Origin of the sequence: Ponticaulis profundi, from assembly GCF_042659465.1 — a bacterium.
Classification (GTDB): domain Bacteria; phylum Pseudomonadota; class Alphaproteobacteria; order Caulobacterales; family Hyphomonadaceae; genus Ponticaulis; species Ponticaulis profundi.
Genome location: NZ_JBHSSW010000012.1, coordinates 252,808 through 274,512, shown reverse-complemented (window position 1 = coordinate 274,512; position 21,705 = coordinate 252,808). Strand labels below are relative to the sequence as shown.

The following is a 21,705-nucleotide window of genomic DNA, read 5'->3' as shown; positions in this document are numbered from 1 at the left end:
TCCCGGGAAGTTGCGCTTAAAGCGCTCATACTGCTTGATCAGAATGCCTACCGGATCAAAAAAGCGTGACCTGCGCCGTGCTCGACGCCTGCGTGCTGATTGGCAGCGTCCGTCGCCACGCGCTCCTCATGTTCGCTCATGCTGAAGCTTACGAGCCGGTCTGGTCGAATACGATACTCCAGGAAGTGCGCCACAACCTTCCGAAGGCACTGGGCAATTCCGGGCTCGATACGGCGTCTCAGCAACAACACGCCGAACACATCTGCGATTTGCTCCAACACGCTTTCCCCGGCGCGCTGACATCAATGCCCGACCAAGATGACAACCAGCCCCGACTGCCAGACCCGGATGACGCGCATGTTCTGGCCCTCGCCATCGCCTCCGGCGCTGACACCATCGTGACCGAAAACATTCGCGACTTTCCAAAACCCGTGCTCAGCCAGCTGGGCCTGCGCGCCATACGTACAGATGACTTTCTCGTCGAGCTGGCCGATCAGAAACCGGATCAGGCGATAAAAGCCTTTCAGTTCCTGACAGACATTCTGATGGGCGAAGGTTTCACGGCAGAGGATATATATGCGACCTTCCACCGTGTGGGGCTCAAAAAACTCACCCGGACGCTCCAGAAAATCACATGAGCGCAAAGGTCACGCTTTCCCGAAAGCCAAATCCGTCCTAACTGGAAGTCATGACAGATCACATTGCCCAACCGCCATCCGACACGCCCCTCGATCCTGAGCTGACCGAGAAGGTCTCTTTTGGATTCACGGATGTGACACCCGACGAAAAGGTGTCGAAGGTCAAAGGTGTGTTCCGTTCGGTCGCCTCCAAATATGATCTGATGAATGACCTGATGTCCGCTGGCGTCCACCGGGTCTGGAAAACCTTCACCATGGACCGGATCAACCCCCAGCCAGGCGAAGTCTTCCTCGATGTGGCGGGTGGCACGGGCGATCTGTCCCTCGCCTTTCTCAAGCGCGCAGATCAGAAGGCGACACGTTACGGCCAGCATCATCTGAAAACGCAGGCCATTGTCTGCGACATCAATGATTCCATGATGGCGTCCGGTCGCGAGCGGAAAGAAGTGCTTCAGGCGCGCGGTGAACTCGACTGGGTGTGCGGCGATGCCATGGCCCTTCCCTTCAAGGATCGCAGTGTTGACGCGCTGGCCATCGCTTTCGGCATTCGTAACGTCGCCGATATGGATCAGGCCTTTCGTGAGTTCCGGCGTGTTCTGAAACCGGGCGGACGCTATGCCTGCCTCGAATTTTCACACATGACAGCGGGTGTGCTGCAATCGGCTTATGACGCCTATTCCTTCAACGTGATCCCAAAGCTTGGCGATCTGATCGCAGGCGACGCACCCTCCTATCAGTATCTTGTTGAATCCATCCGTCGCTTTCCGAAACAGGATGAAGTTCTGCGCCGGATTGAGGCGGCAGGTTTCAAGCGTGTGGATTGCACCAATTTCTCTGGCGGCATCGCCGCGCTTCATTTTGGCTGGGCCGTTTGAATGCTGGCAGCGATTTCTGACTATTGGCGACTGATCAAGGCGGGCGTGAAACTCGCGCGCCATGATGTGATCCTGCCCGCAGAATATTCCAGCCGACTGCCCTTGCCGGCGCGGATGTTTGGCGGCCTGCTGCGGGCTACGGGCGGCAAACCAAAAGGTCGCCCTGGCGAACGCCTTGCTGCCGCCCTGGAAGAACTGGGGCCTGCTTATATCAAGCTCGGTCAATTGCTCGCCACGCGTCCGGATGTGTTCGGCGTTGAAGCCACACAGGACCTGTCTCGCCTCAAGGACAAGCTCCCGGCATTCCCGCCCGCTGATGCGGAAAAACAGCTGGAAAAAGAATTCGGCGCAGAATGGCAGAGACTGTTTCCGCGGCTTGAGCCAGCCCTGGCCGCTGCCTCTCTCGCGCAAGTGCATAAGGTGCAGCTGCCAACCGGCGCCCGCGCCGTAAAGGTGCTCCGCCCTGACGTAGAACGCCGGATCATGCGCGAACTCAAGGCAATGAAACGGGCTGCTTCGACCATTGAGCGTGTGGATCCGAATTCCAGACGCATGGAGCCGGTCGCCTTCGTTAATACGCTCGCCGCATCCATGGAAAAAGAGCTGGACCTGCGACTGGAAGCGGGCGGCGCTGATGAGTTTGCCGAAATCGCTGCACAGTCAGATGAGTTCCACGTTCCGAAAGTCGATTGGGAACGGTCTGGCAAAACAGTCCTGACAACGGAATGGATCGACGGCGTCTCGCTCACAGACATCGCCAAGCTGAACGCGCTGACCTTCGATCGGGTCGAGCTCGCCAATCGTGTCACCCGCGGATTCCTGATTGCCGCCATTCACCACGGCGTGTTTCACGCGGACATGCACGAAGGCAACATGATCCGCGCGCATGACGGACGGCTTTTCCTGATCGACTTTGGCATTGTCGGACGGATTGGCCGCAATGAGCGCCACTTCCTTGCAGAGATTCTGCACGGCTTCATCAAGCGCGATTATAAACGCGTGGCGGAAGTTCATTTCGAAGCAGGTTATGTGCCCGCCGACCGCTCTGTTGGTGATTTCGCACAAGCGCTGCGCTCAATTGGCGAACCCATCCACGGCAAGGATGCACAGGACGTCTCCATGGGACGCCTCCTTCTCCAGCTGCTCGATTTCACCAATGTCTTCGGCATGCATTTGCGGCCAGAACTCGTTCTGCTCCAGAAGACGATGGTACAGGTCGAAGGCGTGGCGCGCGCCATCGATCCGCACCACAATATCTGGCACGCTGCAGAGCCCGTTGTCGAAGAATGGATTCGCAAGGAATTCAGCCCGATTGGTGGCACGGAGATCGCCCGCGATGTCTTCCGGGACACGACAGCGCGTCTGCGCCGCCTACCGGAAGTCTTCGACAATCTCGAACACATGATTGAGGCGCAGTCCAAAGCCGCACGCAATGCGGACAATCATCCGTTCTATGCCCTGCTACGCGCACCGATCCGGACGCTGACAGGTCTCGCCATTGCCATCATGATCGGCGTATTCGCCGGATTGTCGCTCTACGGCACAATTTTCTCGTGATACGTGAAAAGCTGCACGAGCATACAGCCTCGCTGTAGTGTTCAGTTGTTTCCGCCTGCTGATTGATGTTTACTTTCTGTAAACCAATTGAGGGTGGCCCACATGCATGTTTTTTCGAAACTTATCGTCTCAGGCCTGACAGCTGCAGCACTCAGCGTTGCTGCGCATGCCGGAGAGCCAGGCAAGGGTCTGAAGCCACAGCCCATTGCACCCGTGCAAAAACAGGTCACCAAAACCGTTCCGCCAGCGCCTGTTTATATACAGCGCTCTGATGCGACGACGCAGCTTAATCTGAGCGAAGAACGTCGCCTTGTGACAACCGCGCCTCCGCCCGGCCGCATTGTTTACAAACGCACCTATGTTGAGCCGAGATATACCTACACCCGTCAGGTCAGCTCCACCTGTGCAACTGACTGCGTGGTTCAGCAGCCATGTCAGCAAACCTATTCGGTTTGCCCGACTTATGCGCCTGCGCCACAGGCAGCCCCTTGCGTGCCACCAAAAGTGGTCCGCTATTCAGCGCGTCCTCAACCAACGCCTTGCGCAGGTTACGGATATCCATATCAGCCGGCACCCCAGCCTGCCCCAATCGCGCAGCCTCCGGTTTATCACCCCATCGCCCGCCCGGTTGAAACCTGCGGCGCTGACATCATCGAACGCCTGTCTGATACCCGCGATGGACGCCGCCAGTACTCAGTCTGCTATTCCGACATTAACGGCTACCCGGTGGAAGAACGGAACCTGATCCTGCTGAAGCGTATCGAGGAAGCGTCTGAGCGGGCCTGCCGCGAAGCCACGTCCAGCGTTCTTTATTCGCTTCGCGCACGTCGCGACTGCGAAGAGGAAACCACAGAAGAAGCCGTGTTTGCATCTAACGTTCCCGGTCTTGTGCGCACCTATAACGTCGCCAATGGCAAATACATTCCGAACGTGGATGTTGGTCGCCCGATCTACCGCTAGTCCGGCCAGACAAGACTGATGATAAGGGGTAGCACACGCTGCCCCTTTTCTTTTGGCAGCGACGCGAATTCGGGAATGGTTTCCCAAACAGCAATACTCATCCTATAGAAGCAGGGCAGAACGACAAAAAGGTGAACGCTTCCCATGCCGGATCAGAGCATTCTTCTTGTGATCAGCGGCGGTATTGCTGCGTATAAAAGCCTGGAGCTCATCCGGGAACTTGGACGCGCTGGTGTGCGCGCTCGCGTCATCCTGACCCGCGCAGCCCAGGAATTCGTGACGCCGCTTTCTGTATCCGCGCTGTCTGGTGAGAAATGCTTTACCGAGCTGTTTGATCTCGATGACGAGGCTGAAATGGGCCATATCGAACTGTCGCGCTCGACCGATCTCGTTGTCGTTTGCCCTGCGACCGCTGACCTGATGGCGAAAACGGCCAATGGCCATGCCGACGATCTGGCCTCCACCATGCTGCTCGCCACCGATAAGCAAGTCCTGTTCGTGCCCGCCATGAATGTGCGCATGTGGGAACATGAGGCTGTAAAGCGCAATGTCGCCCAGCTCCGCCAGGACGGCGCCATTGTCATGGAGCCCGATGAAGGCCTGATGGCCTGCGGCGAGTTCGGCCCCGGACGGCTTCCTGACGTTCCGGCCATCAAACAGGCTATTCTCTCAGCGCTCCAGCCAAAGAGAGACCTGAGCGGCAAGCATTTCATTATCACAGCAGGCCCGACGGTCGAACCGATTGACCCTGTCCGTTTTCTGTCGAACCACTCATCTGGTCGTCAGGGTTATGCCATTGCCGAAGCCCTGATTTCGCGCGGTGCAAAGGTCACTCTGGTCTCCGGACCTGTCGCCCTGCCGCCGCCCGCTGGCGCTGACCTGGTCAGCGTAAAGACGGCGGTTGAGATGCTGGGCGCTGTACAGAACGCTTTGCCGGCTGATGGCTTTATTTCGGTTGCCGCCGTCGCCGACTGGCGACCATCCTCTTCGTCGGACACCAAGCTGAAGCTGAAGGGCGAGAACGCCCCAGCCATGATCGAGCTGACGGAAAACCCGGACATTCTGAAGACCATCTCGCACTTGAGTGATGAGCGCCCGGAACTCGTGATCGGCTTTGCGGCTGAAACCAATGACATGGAAACGCACGCACAGGGAAAGCTCGCGCGAAAGGGCTGCGACTGGATCATCGCAAACGATGTCTCCGGCGATGTCATGGGCGGGCTCAACAACAAGGTCAGCCTTTACAGCACAACAGGTGTGGAACACTCCGATTGGGCCGATAAAGCCAGCATCGCGAAATGGATCGTCGACCGGGTTGCAGATAAACTGACCTGACGTCATCCGATTCGCAGGAAAGTTGTTTGCATGAGTCTCTCTGTCTCACTTGAGCTGGATTATGTCGCCCTCCCCCATTTCGAGGGTCTGGCGCTTCCGAAATACGAAACCAAAGGCTCTGCAGGCATGGATGTGCGTGCCGCGGTTGCAGACGATGAACCCCTGACGCTGGAGCCGGGTGACCGCGCCCTCGTGCCGACCGGGCTCACCTTTGCCATCCCGCAAGGCTATGAAATGCAGGTCCGTCCGCGTTCAGGGCTTGCTTTCAAACATGGCATCACCTGCCTGAACACGCCGGGCACGATCGACAGCGATTATCGCGGCGAGTTGAAAGTCTTACTGATCAATCTTGGCAAAGAGGCCTTCACCATTCAGCGCGGCGAGCGCATTGCCCAGCTTCTGCTCGCACCGGTCATCCAGGGCGAATGGCGCGCTGTTTCTGTCCTGCCGGACACATCTCGCGGAGAAGGCGGCTTCGGATCAACCGGCAAAAGCTAGAGCCCTCCAATCCGATTTCTGTCGATTTTTTAATCTTCCCCCTTACATGACAGGCAATTTCTTCTTATATATCGAATATCGATAATTTAAGGAGGATATAGAATTTGAGCCTGTTCCTGTTTCTTGTGCTCGCCATTGTCGCCCTCGCGATGGTTGGCAGCATGGGGAAGAAAGACAAGGAATCCGCCACACCTGAAATGGGTCGCATGCAAGACGAACTTTTCAGATTGCGCGAGCGTGTAAATACGCTTGAACGTATCGTTACGGATTCCGACGCCGGACTTTCCCGTGATATTCGCAAACTTTAAAACCACATCCGCCAGCATCAGGATGACATCGCATGTTTGACATAGACTCACCTTTTACAATGGTCGTTGCAATCGTCCTGATTGCCGTCGGCGCCGGCGTGATCCAGAACTGGATCAAGCTGAAGCATAATCAGGAAAGCGCTGGCAGCGCCGAGGATGTGGATGCCCTCAAGCGTGAGGTCAGAGACCTGCGCGAACGCGTCCGAACGCTCGAAAAGATCGTGACCGATCCTGACGAACGCCTGTCACGCGAACTGCGGGACCTCTAGGTCAGATACAATCGTACAGCGCCGCAAACAGGCGCTGACCGCGCGGGTCGGCCTGCAGCTTGTTGCTCTGACGGTTCATGACATAAGCCGCCGATAGCTTCAGGTCCGGATCTCCGAGTGCCGCAGATCCACCCCAGCCGGAATGCCCAAAGCTGTTATGGTTTGGGCCATAGAATTCGCTCGAATTCCGCATCACGCCTGCAGCAAACTCAATCTCGAACGGAAGGACACGATCCGGCCCGAATGTGCGCTGACGTGTCAGCCCTTCCCAGCTTTCTTCATCCAGAAACTGCGTCTCACCAATGCGTCCGCCTTGCGCGAAGCCGGCATAGAGCTGAGCAACGGACTTTGCGGTCCCATGACCATTCGCTGAAGGAATTTCAGTCTTGCGCCACTCAGGCCCACCCCGGTTGGGAGACGCCCATTTGGTCATGAAAGCCGCTTTCTTGAAATCATTGATCGGACCGAGCTCAGGCAATTCCTTGGGCCGCTGGATATCGGCGCAGCGGTCATGTTCGCTTTCAGGTGTGCCGATCCAGAAATCAATGTCCGGCGCATCACCGGCTGTTCCTGTAATGACCTCAGCCAGAACCGTGCCCAGGGATTTTCCGGCGATCCGGCGTACGATTTCACCGGCAAGATAGCCCCAGGTCAGCGGATGATAACCACTCGTGCCATCCGGAACCGGCGACCAGAGCGGCTCGGTTTCGGCGAGCTTTGCAGACAGGCCGACCGGATCAAGCCAGAGCGAGGGATCGAATTCATCCTTGAATCCGGGTAAGCCGCCCTGATGGGAGAGCACATCCCCGATGGTCAGCGCCTCTTTTCCCGCAGCACCGAATTCCGGCCAGAACTCTGTCATTTTGCTTTCATGGGAATAGCGATCAGACTGAGACAGCACATACGCGACCACGAATGCGGAAATCGCCTTGGTGGTGGAATAGATCGGCACCAGCGTACGCTCATCCCAGATCTGCTTTTTCGCACGGTCGGCGAAACCACCCTGCAGGTCGACGAGGACCTCGCCATCCTGAATCGCCGCAAAGCCCGCACCGAGCTCTTCACCCTTTTCAAAGTTCTGAGCGAAGACATCGCGTACGTGTTCAAAGCCGGGTTTCACATAGCCTCTGACATTGTCCGACATACGCATTCTCCTTTTTGCCTGGATGCTCCCTTAACCTGCCCCAGCGAAAGGTTCAAACATTGCTGAGCAGGTTGATCCCCAACTGGCGCAGCAGGAATGTCAGACCAATAATGGAGGCGATGGTAGCCACCACCGCGATGCTGAAACCGAACCAGAAAGAAAATCCGGCTGACTGGCAGGCATACAGCACAACAAAGAAGGAGAGGCTGGCAATGATCAGCCAGAAGGTTGTGTAGGCAAGCTTATAGGCTGGCCCCGGATCACCCGTCTCCAGATAGAGATTGGCGATGGTGAGAACCGTCATAATCGGAAACGCAATAATGACAGCCGCAATAAATGAATTGCGCTTCGCAATTTCCGTCAGAACGAGGATTGCGATTGCATATCCGAACGCCTTGGCGAGCATGGTCAGCCACACCATTATCCTGCCTCATTTTTCATCTGTGGTCTGTCTCCCGGACACCCTATGAAAGTTTCGTTTAGCAGACCTGAGATGAATGTCACATCGGGCATTTCTCAGGTTCCTCAATTGTGAAAATCCGCGTAATCAGAAACCATGACGGAAACCCAGCACATGCGTGAACCCGAAGGCTCCATCCTGACAGCCCTTGATCGGCTTGCCTCTGAAGCCAGTGAAGACGGGTTTTCTTTATCCGAGATTTTTGATGCGCTGGATGAACGCGCCTTCGGTGCCATTCTGTTCGCGCTCGCTCTGCCATGCTGCGTGCCCTTTCTTTATGGCGTGCCACAGATCGTCTCCCTGCCAATGGCCGCGCTCGCCTTTCAGATGGTGCTGGGCCGACAAGAGCCCTGGCTTCCTGGAAAATTCGCAGATCGTCGGATCGACAAGAAAGGCCTGGATCGCATTTCGACCGGTGGCCGAAAGTATTTTGGCTGGGCCGAGAAAATTGCGAAACCAAGACTGACCTTTCTGACGACACCCATCGCAGAACGCCTGCTCGGCCTGTTTCTCTGCGTCTTTTGTGCCTCAATTCTGGTGCCGCTGCCCGCCACCAATACCGTTCCGGGCTTTGCCGTCGCTCTGGTCTCTTTCGGTCTGATGGCGCGCGACGGCGTGATGACCATTCTGGGACTTGTGCTCGGTCTGCTCTGGATTTCCATTCTGGTATCCATCGTCGCGATCTTCGGCGTAACCTTCTTCATGGAAGCAGATGGCACACGCGCCCTACTCGCACCATTGCTTCAACTGTTTGGCGGCAATTAAGCAGAACAAGAACATCTTGTTAGTTCGCAAGAAACATCAGACGTGCAAGAATGTGCGAACACGTCGCAGTGTCAAAACTGCCTTCCTCTGTCAGTGTCCCCGCCCATGTTGAAAACCCTGCTCAAACCATCCTTCTGGCCAATCGTTGCGCTCGCGATTGCCGCAGCCATGCTGGCAACAGCGCATGCGTTTGAGCATTTCCTGCTGCTTGCTCCCTGCCCGCTCTGTCTGCGCCAGCGTGAAGTCTACTGGGCTGCACTGATCCTCGGCGCGATCGGCTATGGCGTAATCCGCCTGAAACCGAGTCCACGTCTGCTGATAACGGTGAACGTCCTGCTCGCACTGGTATTCATCACCAGCGCAGTCATTGCGGGCTATCATGCAGGTGTTGAATGGAAATTCTGGCCGGGCCCAACGGCGTGTTCGGGCGGACTGGGAGACTCGCTGGCCGGCAGCGCAGCTGGCATGGATCTCGATCGCGCCTTTGCGACCGTATCCTGCTCGGAAGCGGCCTGGCGTCTGTTCGGCATTTCCATGGCAGGTTACAACACGCTGGCGTCCCTGCTGTTCGGCGCGCTCAGCATTCTGGCTGCAAAACGGGCCTTCGAGGATGCCGAACTCGACTCAACAATCGACTGACCGTTTCGCTATTTGCAGCCGGACGGGTGGTAAGAGCCGATGCCATTCTCCAGGACTGAGCCACCTTCACAGACAGGGCTATGCCCCGCCCGCGCAAAACTGGCCGGTCCGGATATCCAGGCCTGCGCCTGTTGCTGACTGATCGGATCAAGGAAATACAACTCGCCGGTTTGCAGGTCCGCGCCGCATTCTTCAAGCTGACCAATCTCATCCTCAAGCACCATACCGATGGTGCCAGGCTCGCGCGGATAAAGCGCGCGCACCAGCCTTGGCTCGACAGCTGCCTCAAGACAGGCATCAATCGCTGTCAGGGAACTGATGATCAGCGGCTTCCAGTCTGCATCTTCGCCAACATGAGCGCCTTCAGAATCTGATGGACCGGCACAGCCCTGATAGTCGATCTCCTCATAGGCGATCGTCATCGACAGTGGATTTTCCGAACCGCTGGCACTCACACAAGCCGACCGTGTCAGGGAGACCGTCAAATCACCTGATGTCAGCGTGACCTGTTCGTCGCTATTTTCAAACGCTTCGATCGGCACTTCAATGAGCGGCAGCCCCGGACGTTCAAAGACAATCCACTGGCGATCAACCTCAGCCGTCCAGAAGGGTTCACTTCCGCTTGCCAGCAAGGGCAAAGGGAGATTCCAGAAATCAATGTCACGGGCGACGGCTTCCGGCAGCGTTTCCGGCTCCTCCAGCTCCAGAGGCTCTGCTTCCAATTCGGAGCCTTGAGGCGGCTCGATCAACAGGTCGGTTGCGTCTGTCTCGGTCGCAGCTGGAACCTCGGACACATCGGTCATGCTCGCTCCGTCAGAACAAGCCGCCATCAGTACTGCCAGACTGAAGCAAACCGGCAAAAGCCTCTGCGTCTCTGTCCGAAACATGATCCCCTCCTCACTGCCACTTGTGATACCATTTTCCGGAATGGTCAGATATCTCGCTGACAGGCTTCAGCGTTTTAGGACGCGGATTGTTTCTTTGATGCAACGCAAACCGCCGCCAATCTCTCCAATTGAACGAATTTAATGCACCCATGTGGCCAACGCGACACGCATTGTGACGAAACTGTCTCATTTTAACCCGAACACTTCATTCTGGCTTGAATAGAACCTCTACTTGAGAAAAGAGAAAGCCACGCGGACACGGGAATACCGCGGCCCCTCATCGCAATGTGGACATATAGCCTGAGGGCTTTTCACCAGATCGAACTCTTCAACATCGGACGGAACGCATGCGCTTAGTCAAACATCTCCTCGCGTCGACATCTGTCGGCCTCGCGCTCGTAAGCCTGAACGCCACTTCAGCCTTCGCGCAAGAAACAGAAGCTGAAGCCCGCCTCGACACTGTGACCGTCAGCGCGCAGCGCGTAGAAGAAAGCCTGCAGGACGTGCCGGTTTCCGTCACGAATATTGCCGGTGAAAAGCTCGATGTCATTTCGTCTGGCGGTGCAGACATCCGCTTTCTCTCAGCGCGCGTGCCAAGCGTTATTGCGGAAAGCTCATTCGGGCGCGCCTTTCCACGTTTCTACATTCGCGGCATCGGCAACACCGATTTCGATCTGAACGCGTCTCAGCCGGTCTCCCTCGTTTATGACGACGTTCCGTACGAAAACCCGATCCTCAAGGGTTACCCGGTTTTCGACCTCGAAGACATTGAAGTGCTGCGCGGCCCGCAAGGCACACTGTTCGGTCGCAACACGCCGGGCGGCATCATCAAGTTTGACTCCAAGAAGCCAACCGATGAGCTGGATGCCTATACCAGCCTGTCATACGGCACATACAACACGGTTGAAGCCGAAGGCGCTGTCGGCGGCCGCGTTGATGAAGCTCTGGCTGTTCGTGTGTCCGGCCTCTACCAATATCGGGATGACTATGTCGACAACGCCTATCTTGGCATTGATGACGCTTATGAAGGTTTCCAGGAGTATGCAGGGCGCGTCCAACTGCTCTTCACGCCGTTCGACAATGACTTCTCGGCGCTTCTGAACATTCACGGTCGCACCAACAAATCGAGCGCCCGCCTCTTCCGCGCCAACATCATTGATCAGGGCCAGCAGGGTCTCGGTTCGAACTTTGATCGCGACACGGTCTATTTCGACGGCCTGAACCGCCTCTATCAGGAAGCCTGGGGTGTCACGCTGACGATGAACAAGTCGCTCACAGACAGCCTGGACCTGACCTATGTCTTCGGTCGCGAGACAGCGAATGTCGACTCGGTTGGCGACATTGATGGCGGCTATGGCGCTTCTTTCATGGGATATTTCGGACCGGGCTTCATTCCGTTTAATTCCGAAACCGGCGGCACCGTCGACGACCTCACCCAGACAACGCACGAATTGCGCCTCGCCTTCGACAATGGTGGCAAGGTTCGCGGTCAGACAGGTGTCTTCCTGTTCGACGAAGATGTGTCCATCACATCCGTCAGCCATGCGACTTTCGACCCGGCAAAACCACTGGACGGCCTTGCCACACGCGAGGGTGAAACGCAGTCCTTCGCGCTTTTTGGCTCTCTGTCTTATGATCTGACGGAACAACTGACCGTCTCAGGCGGCGCGCGCTTTACCGATGAAAACAAGGACTTCACGGTCGCTCGCCTCCTCAGCCCATCGGGCGCTGGCCCGCTTGGCCCGATTTCCGGTTCGACTGGCGATGATCAGGTCAGTTGGGACGTCTCTGCGACCTACGCCTATACCGATGATATGAATCTCTATGCCCGGATTGCAAAAGGCTTCCGCGGCCCAAGCATTCAGGGACGCCTCGTGTTTGGCGATACCGTGTCTGAGGCCGACTCCGAAACGGTTCTGTCTTATGAAGCCGGTCTGAAGTCGGAATTCTTCGACAACCGCGTACGGACAAACCTCAGCGCCTTCTACTACACGCTCAGCGATCAACAGCTGACAATCGTCGGCGGCCTGAACAACACGGTTGCCCTGTTCAACGCAGATGAAGGCGAAGGTTACGGCTTCGAAGCCGATGTTGAAGCGGCACCGATTGAGAACCTGTTCCTGACGGCGGGCCTTTCCTACAACCACACCGAAATCAAGGATGACCTTCTGGTCGCCCCTGGCTGCGGTGCGCCTTGTACGGTTCTGGACCCGGAAGTTTATGACGATGACGGCAACTTCCTCGGATACAACATTTCCGGAAACGCGTTCCCGAACGCGCCGGAATGGATTGCAAACGTCACCGCACGCTATGCCGTGCCTGTACCGGGCGGCGAGCTGTTCGCCTACACCGACTGGGCCTTCAAGGGCGAGACCAATTTCTTCCTCTATGAGTCCATCGAATACAGCCAGGAGGGATACTGGGAAGGCGGCCTGCGTCTCGGCTACAAATCCGATCGCGGCTATGAAGCAGCCCTTTTTGCTCGCAACATTCTGGACGAAGAAGTCCTCGAAGGCGGCATCGACTTCAACAACCTGACAGGTTTCGTCAACGAGCCGCGCATTGTCGGCGTCGAGGTCAGCTGGAAAAACTGATCGGACCATCCGATCCAACAGAAAAGCCCGCTCAATCGAGCGGGCTTTTTTAGTTCAGATGTAGCGGCTGGCTACAGCACCAGAACACCCTGCGGCGCCGGATCTGTGAACAGGTCAGCCACATCCTTGGCACGGTGATCCTGCGTGGCGCGCTGGTTCACATAGCCTTTGTCCGTGATCTCGCCCGCATCAATGCTCGGCGGCTCGGTCAGAACCTTGATCCGCTTGATCCGACGAGAAGATCCCGGCTCAGCGGCGTTAAAGGCCTTCGCCTTTTTCTCAAGTTCGCCATAAAGCGCCATCATGGCCGCTTCCGGGCTGCCCTTGTCCTTGATCATGTGCTCCATCGTTGCCGGAGACGGCCAGATCAATGCGCCGATATAGTTCTTGTCCTGACCGCAGATCACGCTGTCAAACACGAGCGGCGAGAGCGCGGCATTGAAATCCGGACGCAGCGTACCGACGCTGACCCAGGTCCCAGAGGACAGTTTGAAGTCCTCGCCGACACGGCCATCAAAGATAATGCCTTTGTTCGGGTCGTTTTCATCGACCATGATCGCCGCATCACCCAGACAGTAAAAGCCTTCTTCATCAAAGACTTCTGCATTCTTCGACGGCATGTTCAGATAACCCGGCATAACCGACGGGCCTTTGACGCGCACTTCCAGCTTGGCACCAACCGGCACTAGCTTGATCGTCATGCCAGGCAGAGGCAGGCCGATCAGGCCAACCCGTTCGGCTTCCCAGTGAACGACCGTGATGCCCTGCGTTTCGGTAGCGCCATACATGGTGACGATCGGAATACGCTTGCCGGTCGCCTTGATCGCCAGATCCTGAATCCGGTCGTACAGATCGTCCGACAGGGTCGCACCACCATAGCCAACCGCGCGCACATTCTTGAAGAAGGCGTTCAGAAGCTCTTCGTCTTCTTCCATCGCTTCGGCCAGCATGGACAAGGCAATTGGCGCCGTCCCGAAGCTGTGCGGAGAGACCTCTTTCAGATTCTTCAGGGTCACATGGAAAAGCGCCGGTGTCGGCTTGCCGCCATCAATCCAGAAGGTACCGCCCGCCCAGAGCATGCCGTTAAAGTTCACATTGGAGCCGGAAATATGGTTCCATGGCAGCCAGTCGAGCGCTTGCGGAATCGCATCCGGATCATGGTCCGGGTCCCGGGCGTCATCACGCAGACCTTCCTGACCTGCAATCATCGAACACATCGCACCCTGTGTCTGCGGCACAGGCTTTGGCATGCCGGTTGATCCGGACGTGAAGAGATATTTACCAATGCTGTCGTCGGTGAGCGTGTCCATGGCTTTGGTCACGGCATCTGTCGCAGGCGTTTTCGCCAGATCGTCATAGGCGAGCACATCGTCAGAGGTCTCTTCCGCCGTGAACACCTTGCAGTCGCCGAGTTCGAGCGCCGCAAGCGCTGGCTTGAACGGCTCATACTGCTCAACGAAAATCACAGCTGGCTTCACAGCCCCAAAGCAATGCTTCAGCTTGTCGAAATCCGTCGACATCAGCGAATACGGCACCGAAATCGGCGCAGCAGGCGCCCCGATCTTCTGAGCCGCCAGAATGACCATGGCGGAACGAACGCTGTTGCCGGACAGAATCATGACCGGCGCATCCGGGCCGGCTCCCATATTCAGAAAGGCCTGAGCAAGGCTGTCGGTCACCTGCTGGGCTTCGCCATAGGTGAGGCCTTCCCACGCATCGGTTTTCGGATTGCGTTCCCGGATGAAAGGACGATCCGGATGCTCCTGCGCACGTTCAGCGAGGCAATGTGGAATGGTTTTCGGGCGATCGCCCGGCGTCTGACGCGGCGTGAGATAGATCACACCCTCATCGGTACGACGCATTTCAATGTCAGGCTGCTTCTGCGCGAGCTTCCTGAACGGCGGCAGAACTTGTCCGTCGGCCATGTATAACCTCCCTGATTTTCGTTTTTATTGATCATATACAAATGCAGGGAATGGCCAAGATGCTCAACCGCAAGTAACGCTACGTCAATTACAGAAAAAACATAAAAAAAGGGGCGGAAACTTCCGCCCCATATGGGTCACCTATCAAAATAAATAGGTATTTTTCCTTGTGACCCAGTCACTACGCCTGGGGGAGGCTCAACTTAGAACTTGTAACCGAAGCCAACGCCAACGACAGTTGGGTTGATGTCGACGTCTGCTTTCACAGTCGCACCAAGTGCGGTTGTGAAGTCGACCGTCACATCGGTGTTGATCCAGATTTTCTTGACATCGACGTTGAACAGCCAGCCGCCTGGCTCACCATCAAGGTCGACATCCAGACCAGCCTGCAGCGCGCCGCCAAAGCTTGCGTCATAGTCGATATCATCTGCGACCGGACCGGCATTCTCATCGAAGAACAGTGTGTAGTTCAGGCCAGCACCGATGTATGGCGTGAACTTGGAGTCGTTCTTGAAGTGATACTGCAGTGTCAGAGTTGGCGGCAGAAGTGTTACGTCACCGAGGTCGACATTCGCACCGTTTACAGCTGCGACATTGGTTGCTGTCACATCGTGTGGTGTCACGCCAAGGATTAGCTCTGCAGCGATCTTGTCTGAGAAGAAGTAAGTGATGTCGAGCTCAGGAACATAACCCGCGTCGATATCGACATTGCCGCCGAGTGGCGCGCCAGCAACGCTGAGGTCACCGCTTTCACTTGGGTACACACCCAGCACACGACCGCGAACCTGCCATGGATTTTCCTGAGCCAGAGCAGTTGTACCCATCATTGCTGCTGCAAGGGCAAAGAAAACATATTTGGACTTAGACATTTTGCGCTCTCCGTCTGCGCGATTTGTTGATGAGCCCTATGTGCACCTCTTTTGCCCCTACTCATAGTGCGTGTTTTGACGCGCGACATGCTGTCGCTCAGTCAATTGTTATACTTGCCTTTTTCATTAAGGCATTAGAAAGAGTAAGGTTTTTTTTGAGTCGAAAACTCAGGCGTTTTCCTGGACCTCGTCCAGCCCCAGCCCGATAAAGGCTGCGAGCACACACATGACGGCCATCAGGCCGAGCACCCAGACAAGACCAAGCGTCTCAGCCAGCACGCCAAACAATCCGCCAAAAAGCAGAATGATTCCAATCACCGTGTTCGAAAGCGCGGTAAACGCCGCACGTGTTTCCTTGTCAGCCATATCCACCAGATGTGTGGACCGCCCGAGGCGCACGCCCTGATAAGCAATCATCAGAATGAAGAGAATCAGCGGCAAAGCGAAGAGATTCCCCAGCCCGTCTATCTCCATGAGCACAAGCGTAATGACCAGAGCCACGGCCGCCACGAGCCCTGAAAAGATCAAAACTTTCCGGCTGGACCGGTCAGAGAGCCAGCCCCAGACATAACTGCTGATCAGACTTGCGCTGGCAGATGCGAGCACCAGAAAGCCGAGCGCTTCAAACGCGCCCTGCCCTTGCTGGCTGGCTGCACTGACCATGAAGGGCGGTGCCAAAGCCGTCGCGGTCAACAGCGCACGGACAATGATAAATCGCCGAAGTTGCGCCTCTGTGCCAAGCAGCGACACATTTTTCATCGCTTCATTGAAGGCGTTCTTTCCGCCTTCGGTGGCTCCAGGCTCTTCTTTCAGACCCGTAAAGATCAGACTGCCCAACAGCCAGGCTGCGCCCGCCAGAAACAGGCCCGAGATCACAAGGGTCATGCGCTCCAGAAGCCCGAAGGACAATAACAACGCATAGATAATGACAACGACAGCCGAGAGAGAGCCAGCCAGACCAGTCGTCTGCCCGCGCTTCGATTTGTCGACGGTCTTTCCAAGAACGTCCTTATAACAGACCGAACAGACACTGCGTGCCAGCGCCAGAACCGCCAGAGCGCCCAGAACCGCCAAGCCCGCAGCCCGCCCCTCCAGAAACAATCCTGACAGAGCGATTGCGATCGCCGACAAGCCCTGACATGCAGCTCCGACCGACCACACCCATTTGCGTTGTGGAATCGAGCGAAGAAATCCGGCGGTGAACAATTGCGGCAGCAAGGCACCAGCCTCGCGAATGGGCACCAGCATGCCAATAAACAGCGCCGGCGCACCCAGTGTGGTCAGCAGCCAGCTAAGCACCAGCTTTGGATCAACCAGCCCGTCTGCACTTTTCGACAATGAGAGCGACGCAACATGACGAAGGACATTTCCGCCTTCCTGGCGACAGGCCGCTTCAGGTATATCCTTACAGGCCCGGCCTTCGTCATCAATATTGATCGCCTGCATCGCAGGCTTCAGCCAGTCTGGCGTTGCGCCCATTTCAAGCCCCTGTGTCGTCTTCCACGCGCTATACGCTGTGCTTCCTAGCTTGGATGAACGAAAGACGCCACATACTTCAGGTTTTTATGAAATGCCTCGGCGCGCGCTCTAACCGACGCGACGCTTCTGATCCTTCCAGTATGGTTCACGCAGATCCTTGCGCAGAATCTTGCCTGACGGGTTTCTTGGCAGGGCATCAATAAAGTCGACGGATTTCGGGACTTTGTAGGCCGCAATCCGCTCTCGTGCGAAAGCGATAATGCTGTCCGGTGCTGGATCAGCGCCCGGCTTTTTCACCACAAAGGCTTTGACCTCTTCACCCCATTTTTCCGATGGAATACCGATCACGGCAACATCGGCCACATCCGGGTGACTGAAGATCGCGTTCTCGACTTCGGCCGGATACACATTCTCGCCGCCGGACACGATCATGTCTTTCACGCGGTCATGGATATAGAGATAGCCATCCTCGTCGAAATAGCCCGCATCACCGGTATGGAACCATCCATCCCGGATGGCATCAGCGGTCGCTTCGGGCTTGTTCCAATACCCTTTCATAACGAACGGCGCCTTGATAACGATCTCGCCAACCTCTCCGGCTGCGGTCGGCTCGCCCTTTTCATCGACCGTGCGAACCAGCGCGCCCGGCCATGGCACACCGCAGGAACGCAATTTGCCTTTGGAAATGTCATGCCCTTCATTCGGCAGATTTGTGCCCGCACCAATCGTCTCTGTCAGGCCATAAAGCTGCGTGAAGCCGCACCCCATCACCTCAACGGCTTCTTTCAGCAGGTCTTCGGCGATCGGGGATGCGCCATAGGAGACCTGCTTCAGAGACGAGAAATCGACGTCTCGAAAGTTCGGTTGCTGCGACAGGAGCAAAATGACCGCCGGCACCCAGAAGGCATGATTGATCTTCTTCTCTTCCACGAGCTTCAGGATGAGCACCGGGTCCACTTCCCGCAGGATCAGCGTCTGCGCGCCCTGCGCCACGGCCAGCACACCAATATTGACACCGGCCACGTGGAAAAGCGGCATCGCATTCATCACGCGCTCGCCAGTTTCATACTTCGCCCATGGCAGAGAGAAGGCGCGCTCCATGAACGCCTGATAATTGGCGCTGGAGAGCTGAACGCCTTTCGGAAACCCGGTCGTACCAGAGGTATAAAGCTGGATGACGTCATCATCATCCTGATTGTCGAGCATCGGGTCGGCAGGCGATTGCGCATCTCGCCAGCTCTCAAAGGACAGCCAGCCATGATGTTCGCCCTCGATGGCGATAATGGTTTTCAACTTTGGACATTCCGCGCGAATGGCATCGACCGCGTCGAAATAATCCCGACTGACGCACAGAACGCTCGCTTCTGAATCGTTGACGACATACGCGATTTCTGGCGGCGCGAGGCGGTTATTGACCCCGGTCATCGCTCCGCGCGCCTTCACCACACCAAACAGGATCTCGTAATAGACATCCATGTTCTTTCCGAGAAAAGCGACACGTTCGCCTGGCGTCACACCCGCATCGATCAGCCCGTTGGCAATCTGACTGGCACGCTCATCCAACTGGTGAAACGTCGTCTCGCGGTCTTCAAACCACATCGCAATGCCGTCTGGTGTCAGCTTCGCCTGTTCCCGGGTGATCTGGACAAAATGCGCGTGTGCTTTCGCTCCGGCCATGTATTCGCTCCCTCTGATTCCCGTGTTCTCCGGAATTTCTGCACTGATCTATGCCTGAAGCGGGAAAAATGTAAAACCTGTCTGTTCTGTGAGGTCTGCACGTTCAGAGGGGGAAACAGACATGCCAGTTGATCATTTCGTTGCACCGGAAAATTCACTGGAGCCTGTCCGCTATGACATCATCGAAATGCTGCACCGGGCCGCGAGCGACAAATCTCATCCCTGGCGCTATCCAACCGTCGCCAGTGTCGACCAGAACGGAGCCCCGCAGGCACGCGTCATGATCGTTCGGGATTTTGACGGCACCATCCCGCAAATTCGGGTCTTCACAGACGCCCGATCCCCGAAATTTGCAGAGCTTTCGGCCAATCCCGATATTCAGCTCGTTTTCTATGATCCGGGCGCGAAACTGCATTTACGCGCCAGCGGAACCGCAAAACTTCACGTCCGCGATGACGTCACAAATGCCTGCTGGAACGCCTTGCCGGAATTCGGACGCGGCGACTATCTGAGCCGCCTGCCACCGGGCGCAGCGATCACAAGCCCGGAAGACGCCCTGCAGGATGATTCCTTCGGTTCGGAGAATTTCGCAGTCATCGACATCGAACTGACCGAAGCAGACTGGCTCAGTCTCTCGGCAAACGGCCACAAGCGCGCCCGCCTGATCTGGCGCGATGGCAAGTGTGAAGGACGCTGGATCACACCTTAACGCGTGGTCAGGTCAAATTGGGTCTTCCAATCTCCCCTGTTCCGGTCTTCACTGTCGAAAAGTACAACTGGGAGGCGACTTAACATGGCAACTGCGCAGACAATCCTGCTTCATCAATATGACACCTCTCCATTCTCCGAGAAGGTCCGGCTGGCCCTGCGTCTGAAGAACCTTGCCTGGGGCAAGGTGGACATTCCGGTCATCATGCCGAAGCCGGATCTCATGCCCCTGACAGGCGGCTATCGACGCACGCCCGTCATGCAGATCGGCGCAGATGTGTTTTGTGATTCTGCTCTCATTCTTCGCGAGATCGAGCGCCGCTTTCCCAATCCATCTCTGACCAATGGCGGTCATGAGGGCGTTCACGCCATGATGGGCACCTGGGCAGACCGGCAATGGTTCAATGCCAGTGTCGCAGTGATCTTCGGTGAGATCGGTGACAATGTGCCCGAAGACTTCAAGAAAGACCGCACGGAGCTGAGCGGCCGCCCATTTGATACCGAAGCGCTGAAAGCTGCAGCTCCGATGATGCGTGACCAGTGGCGCGCACACCTCTCCTGGGTCGAGGAACGCCTTGAAGCCGGACGCAGCACCGGAAACGGCCAATGGCTCATCGGCTCCAAGCCCGGACTGGCCGACGTGCACGCCCATATGAACATCTGGTTCGCGATGTCAGCCATCCCGGACTTTGCAAAGGAATGCCTGCGTGAGACGCCGCGCACACAGGACTGGTTTGACCGCCTCAGCGACATCAAGGGCCAGCGCGCAGACGTCATCGAATCTTCCGCAGCGCTTGAACTGGCAAAACACGCAGCGCCTCGCTTGCTTGCCGCGAGTGTCGGAACCGAACCACAAGGTCTGCTGCCCGGCGATCTCGTCGCTGTTGCGCCGGATGATTATGGTCAGAACTGGGTGGAAGGAGAGCTCGTCTCAGCGGGGCCAAATCGCATCACGCTGCAGAAGGTAAAGAACGCACTCGACAACCTTCACATCCATTTCCCGCGGGCCGGTTTCCTCGTTCGCAAATTATAGGCGGAAGCAACCGCCACCACCGGAACCTGTGCTGCAAGACCGCGTTGCTTGAAGGCAAAGCCCGTTTAAGAGCAGCACAGGAACGTCACATGCTTCGCCATCTTCGCACGACCGGATTGACCATTCTTCTGGCCAGCCCTCTGCTCGCCGCCTGCGTGACCGAAACCAATACGCAGATGGATGCGGCCTATAACACCTGTAACCGTGAGCAGGATCAGGAAGAGATGAATGTCTGCATCATGCGCACAATGGGCGCGACCGAAGATGCCGTGAAAGACTTCCGTGAAGACTATAAGCAGCGCGTCGAGGCCTGTCAGGCGTCACGCTCCAGTGCTGATCCGCTTGGCAGCACGCTGGACACCGACAGCTGTCCGACCGACTTCGAAGATTACGCCACCGGTCAGGACTAAAAGTCGCCAGCAGAGTCCGGACGCCCATAGAGCAGTTCCGGGTCGACATGGTCACCCACCAGAAACGTGATTTCCTTCACTTCGGAAAATCCGTAGCGCTGATAGAAGCGCTGCGCACCATCATTGTATTTATAGACACTCAGATAGATCGGGCGGTCGCCTGCTTCGCTGATCCAGGCCAGCATCACATCCATAAGCTGACGGCCGAGCCCTGCCCCCTGATACGTCTGATCGACATAGAGGCGTTTGATCTCCATCGCCCCTGACGCGTCACCATCAATCGGCAGGCTTGTTCCTCTGGCTGCGACAGCATAAGCGGCAAGCTTGCCATCGCTGTCTCGAGACACCCACAGCGCTGTGTCCGCATCAGACAGCAACGCTTCATACGCAGCTTGTGAATGGCTTTCGGCCAGAAAGCGAGAGAGGTTCTCTGCCGAATACAAATGCCCGAACTTGTCCGTAAAGGTCTTCGCGCCAAGCTCTGCCAGCGCCGGGGCATCCTGCCATTCCGCACGTTCGATGATCAGTTCTTTTGAAGAGTGTGCCTGTGTCATTCGGGTGATCTAGCGCCCTGCTGACGAGTTCACAATCTATCTCAGATGTAAGTTGCTCCAGTTAGCGCCTGCTGATTACCTTCCTATCAAGAGAGAAGAGACTGGCAGCGAAAATGGCAAT

22 protein-coding genes are annotated in these 21,705 nt (G+C 56.6%); 14 read left to right on the top strand and 8 right to left on the bottom strand.

Going from position 1 to position 21,705, the window contains the following annotated elements; translation table 11 throughout:
* Positions 1 to 65: 65 nt before the first annotated feature.
* The 8 genes from ACFQDM_RS10620 to ACFQDM_RS10585 all read left to right on the top strand — a co-directional run bounded on the left by ACFQDM_RS10620 (position 66) and on the right by ACFQDM_RS10585 (position 6,440).
* Positions 66 to 638, top strand: coding sequence for a PIN domain-containing protein (locus ACFQDM_RS10620; protein ID WP_377378835.1), 573 nt, complete (start codon positions 66 to 68; stop codon positions 636 to 638).
* 50 nt (positions 639 to 688) lie between these two features.
* Positions 689 to 1,513: a class I SAM-dependent methyltransferase gene (locus tag ACFQDM_RS10615; RefSeq protein WP_377378833.1), complete on the top strand. Its 825-nt coding sequence runs from the start codon at positions 689 to 691 to the stop codon at positions 1,511 to 1,513.
* Entirely contained in the window at positions 1,514 to 3,070 is a 1,557-nt protein-coding gene (locus ACFQDM_RS10610) for an AarF/UbiB family protein (RefSeq protein ID WP_377378831.1), read from the top strand.
* Between the two features lie 102 nt (positions 3,071 to 3,172).
* Complete coding sequence (locus ACFQDM_RS10605) at positions 3,173 to 4,030, top strand: hypothetical protein (protein WP_377378829.1); 858 nt, start codon at positions 3,173 to 3,175, stop codon at positions 4,028 to 4,030.
* A gap of 144 nt (positions 4,031 to 4,174) precedes the next feature.
* A complete protein-coding gene (coaBC, locus tag ACFQDM_RS10600) occupies positions 4,175 to 5,365 on the top strand; it encodes a bifunctional phosphopantothenoylcysteine decarboxylase/phosphopantothenate--cysteine ligase CoaBC (RefSeq protein ID WP_377378827.1) in 1,191 nt (396 codons plus the stop codon).
* A 30-nt stretch (positions 5,366 to 5,395) separates the two neighbouring features.
* Complete coding sequence (dut, locus tag ACFQDM_RS10595; RefSeq protein ID WP_377378826.1) at positions 5,396 to 5,863, top strand: dUTP diphosphatase; 468 nt, start codon at positions 5,396 to 5,398, stop codon at positions 5,861 to 5,863.
* 104 nt (positions 5,864 to 5,967) lie between these two features.
* On the top strand, positions 5,968 to 6,171 hold the full coding sequence (locus tag ACFQDM_RS10590) for a hypothetical protein (protein WP_377378824.1): 204 nt from the start codon (positions 5,968 to 5,970) through the stop codon (positions 6,169 to 6,171).
* Positions 6,172 to 6,203: 32 nt separating this feature from the next.
* Positions 6,204 to 6,440, top strand: a complete 237-nt coding sequence (locus tag ACFQDM_RS10585) for a hypothetical protein (RefSeq protein ID WP_377378822.1) — start codon at positions 6,204 to 6,206, stop codon at positions 6,438 to 6,440.
* 1 nt (position 6,441) lies between these two features.
* On the opposite strand, the gene ACFQDM_RS10580 is transcribed toward ACFQDM_RS10585, so the two are convergent.
* Positions 6,442 to 7,584: a serine hydrolase domain-containing protein gene (locus ACFQDM_RS10580; protein ID WP_377378820.1), complete on the bottom strand. Its 1,143-nt coding sequence runs from the start codon at positions 7,582 to 7,584 to the stop codon at positions 6,442 to 6,444.
* Between the two features lie 52 nt (positions 7,585 to 7,636).
* A complete protein-coding gene (locus ACFQDM_RS10575) occupies positions 7,637 to 8,005 on the bottom strand; it encodes a hypothetical protein (protein WP_377378818.1) in 369 nt (122 codons plus the stop codon).
* Between the two features lie 153 nt (positions 8,006 to 8,158).
* On the opposite strand from ACFQDM_RS10575, the gene ACFQDM_RS10570 reads away from it, so the two are divergent.
* Together ACFQDM_RS10570 and ACFQDM_RS10565 are read left to right on the top strand one after the other, a co-directional pair.
* Positions 8,159 to 8,809, top strand: a complete 651-nt coding sequence (locus tag ACFQDM_RS10570; protein WP_377378816.1) for an exopolysaccharide biosynthesis protein — start codon at positions 8,159 to 8,161, stop codon at positions 8,807 to 8,809.
* Positions 8,810 to 8,914: 105 nt separating this feature from the next.
* Positions 8,915 to 9,448 (top strand): disulfide bond formation protein B, encoded by a 534-nt coding sequence (locus ACFQDM_RS10565; protein ID WP_377378814.1) that lies wholly within the window; start codon positions 8,915 to 8,917, stop codon positions 9,446 to 9,448.
* Positions 9,449 to 9,456: 8 nt separating this feature from the next.
* On the opposite strand, the gene ACFQDM_RS10560 is transcribed toward ACFQDM_RS10565, so the two are convergent.
* Positions 9,457 to 10,335, bottom strand: a complete 879-nt coding sequence (locus ACFQDM_RS10560; RefSeq protein ID WP_377378812.1) for a hypothetical protein — start codon at positions 10,333 to 10,335, stop codon at positions 9,457 to 9,459.
* Positions 10,336 to 10,682: 347 nt separating this feature from the next.
* Here ACFQDM_RS10560 and ACFQDM_RS10555 point away from each other — a divergent pair, with 347 nt between their 5' ends.
* A complete protein-coding gene (locus ACFQDM_RS10555) occupies positions 10,683 to 12,929 on the top strand; it encodes a TonB-dependent receptor (protein WP_377378810.1) in 2,247 nt (748 codons plus the stop codon).
* Positions 12,930 to 13,000: 71 nt separating this feature from the next.
* Here the strand turns inward: ACFQDM_RS10555 and ACFQDM_RS10550 are convergent, their stop codons facing one another.
* From ACFQDM_RS10550 to ACFQDM_RS10535, 4 genes are all read right to left on the bottom strand, one after another.
* Positions 13,001 to 14,854, bottom strand: a complete 1,854-nt coding sequence (locus ACFQDM_RS10550) for an AMP-binding protein (protein ID WP_377378808.1) — start codon at positions 14,852 to 14,854, stop codon at positions 13,001 to 13,003.
* Between the two features lie 203 nt (positions 14,855 to 15,057).
* Complete coding sequence (locus tag ACFQDM_RS10545) at positions 15,058 to 15,723, bottom strand: OmpW/AlkL family protein (RefSeq protein WP_377378807.1); 666 nt, start codon at positions 15,721 to 15,723, stop codon at positions 15,058 to 15,060.
* Positions 15,724 to 15,891: 168 nt separating this feature from the next.
* Positions 15,892 to 17,202, bottom strand: a complete 1,311-nt coding sequence (locus ACFQDM_RS10540; protein ID WP_377378805.1) for an MFS transporter — start codon at positions 17,200 to 17,202, stop codon at positions 15,892 to 15,894.
* A gap of 108 nt (positions 17,203 to 17,310) precedes the next feature.
* Positions 17,311 to 18,879: a long-chain-fatty-acid--CoA ligase gene (locus ACFQDM_RS10535; protein WP_377378803.1), complete on the bottom strand. Its 1,569-nt coding sequence runs from the start codon at positions 18,877 to 18,879 to the stop codon at positions 17,311 to 17,313.
* Positions 18,880 to 19,000: 121 nt separating this feature from the next.
* On the opposite strand from ACFQDM_RS10535, the gene ACFQDM_RS10530 reads away from it, so the two are divergent.
* The 3 genes from ACFQDM_RS10530 (at position 19,001) to ACFQDM_RS10520 (ending at position 21,030) form a co-directional block, all read left to right on the top strand.
* Positions 19,001 to 19,588, top strand: coding sequence for a pyridoxamine 5'-phosphate oxidase family protein (locus tag ACFQDM_RS10530; RefSeq protein WP_377378801.1), 588 nt, complete (start codon positions 19,001 to 19,003; stop codon positions 19,586 to 19,588).
* 84 nt (positions 19,589 to 19,672) lie between these two features.
* Positions 19,673 to 20,620: a glutathione S-transferase family protein gene (locus ACFQDM_RS10525; protein WP_377378799.1), complete on the top strand. Its 948-nt coding sequence runs from the start codon at positions 19,673 to 19,675 to the stop codon at positions 20,618 to 20,620.
* An 89-nt stretch (positions 20,621 to 20,709) separates the two neighbouring features.
* Positions 20,710 to 21,030 (top strand): hypothetical protein, encoded by a 321-nt coding sequence (locus ACFQDM_RS10520; RefSeq protein WP_377378797.1) that lies wholly within the window; start codon positions 20,710 to 20,712, stop codon positions 21,028 to 21,030.
* Here ACFQDM_RS10520 and ACFQDM_RS10515 read toward each other — a convergent pair.
* A complete protein-coding gene (locus tag ACFQDM_RS10515; RefSeq protein ID WP_377378795.1) occupies positions 21,027 to 21,584 on the bottom strand; it encodes a GNAT family N-acetyltransferase in 558 nt (185 codons plus the stop codon). The genes ACFQDM_RS10520 and ACFQDM_RS10515 overlap by 4 nt on opposite strands.
* Between the last annotated feature and the right edge of the window lie 121 nt (positions 21,585 to 21,705).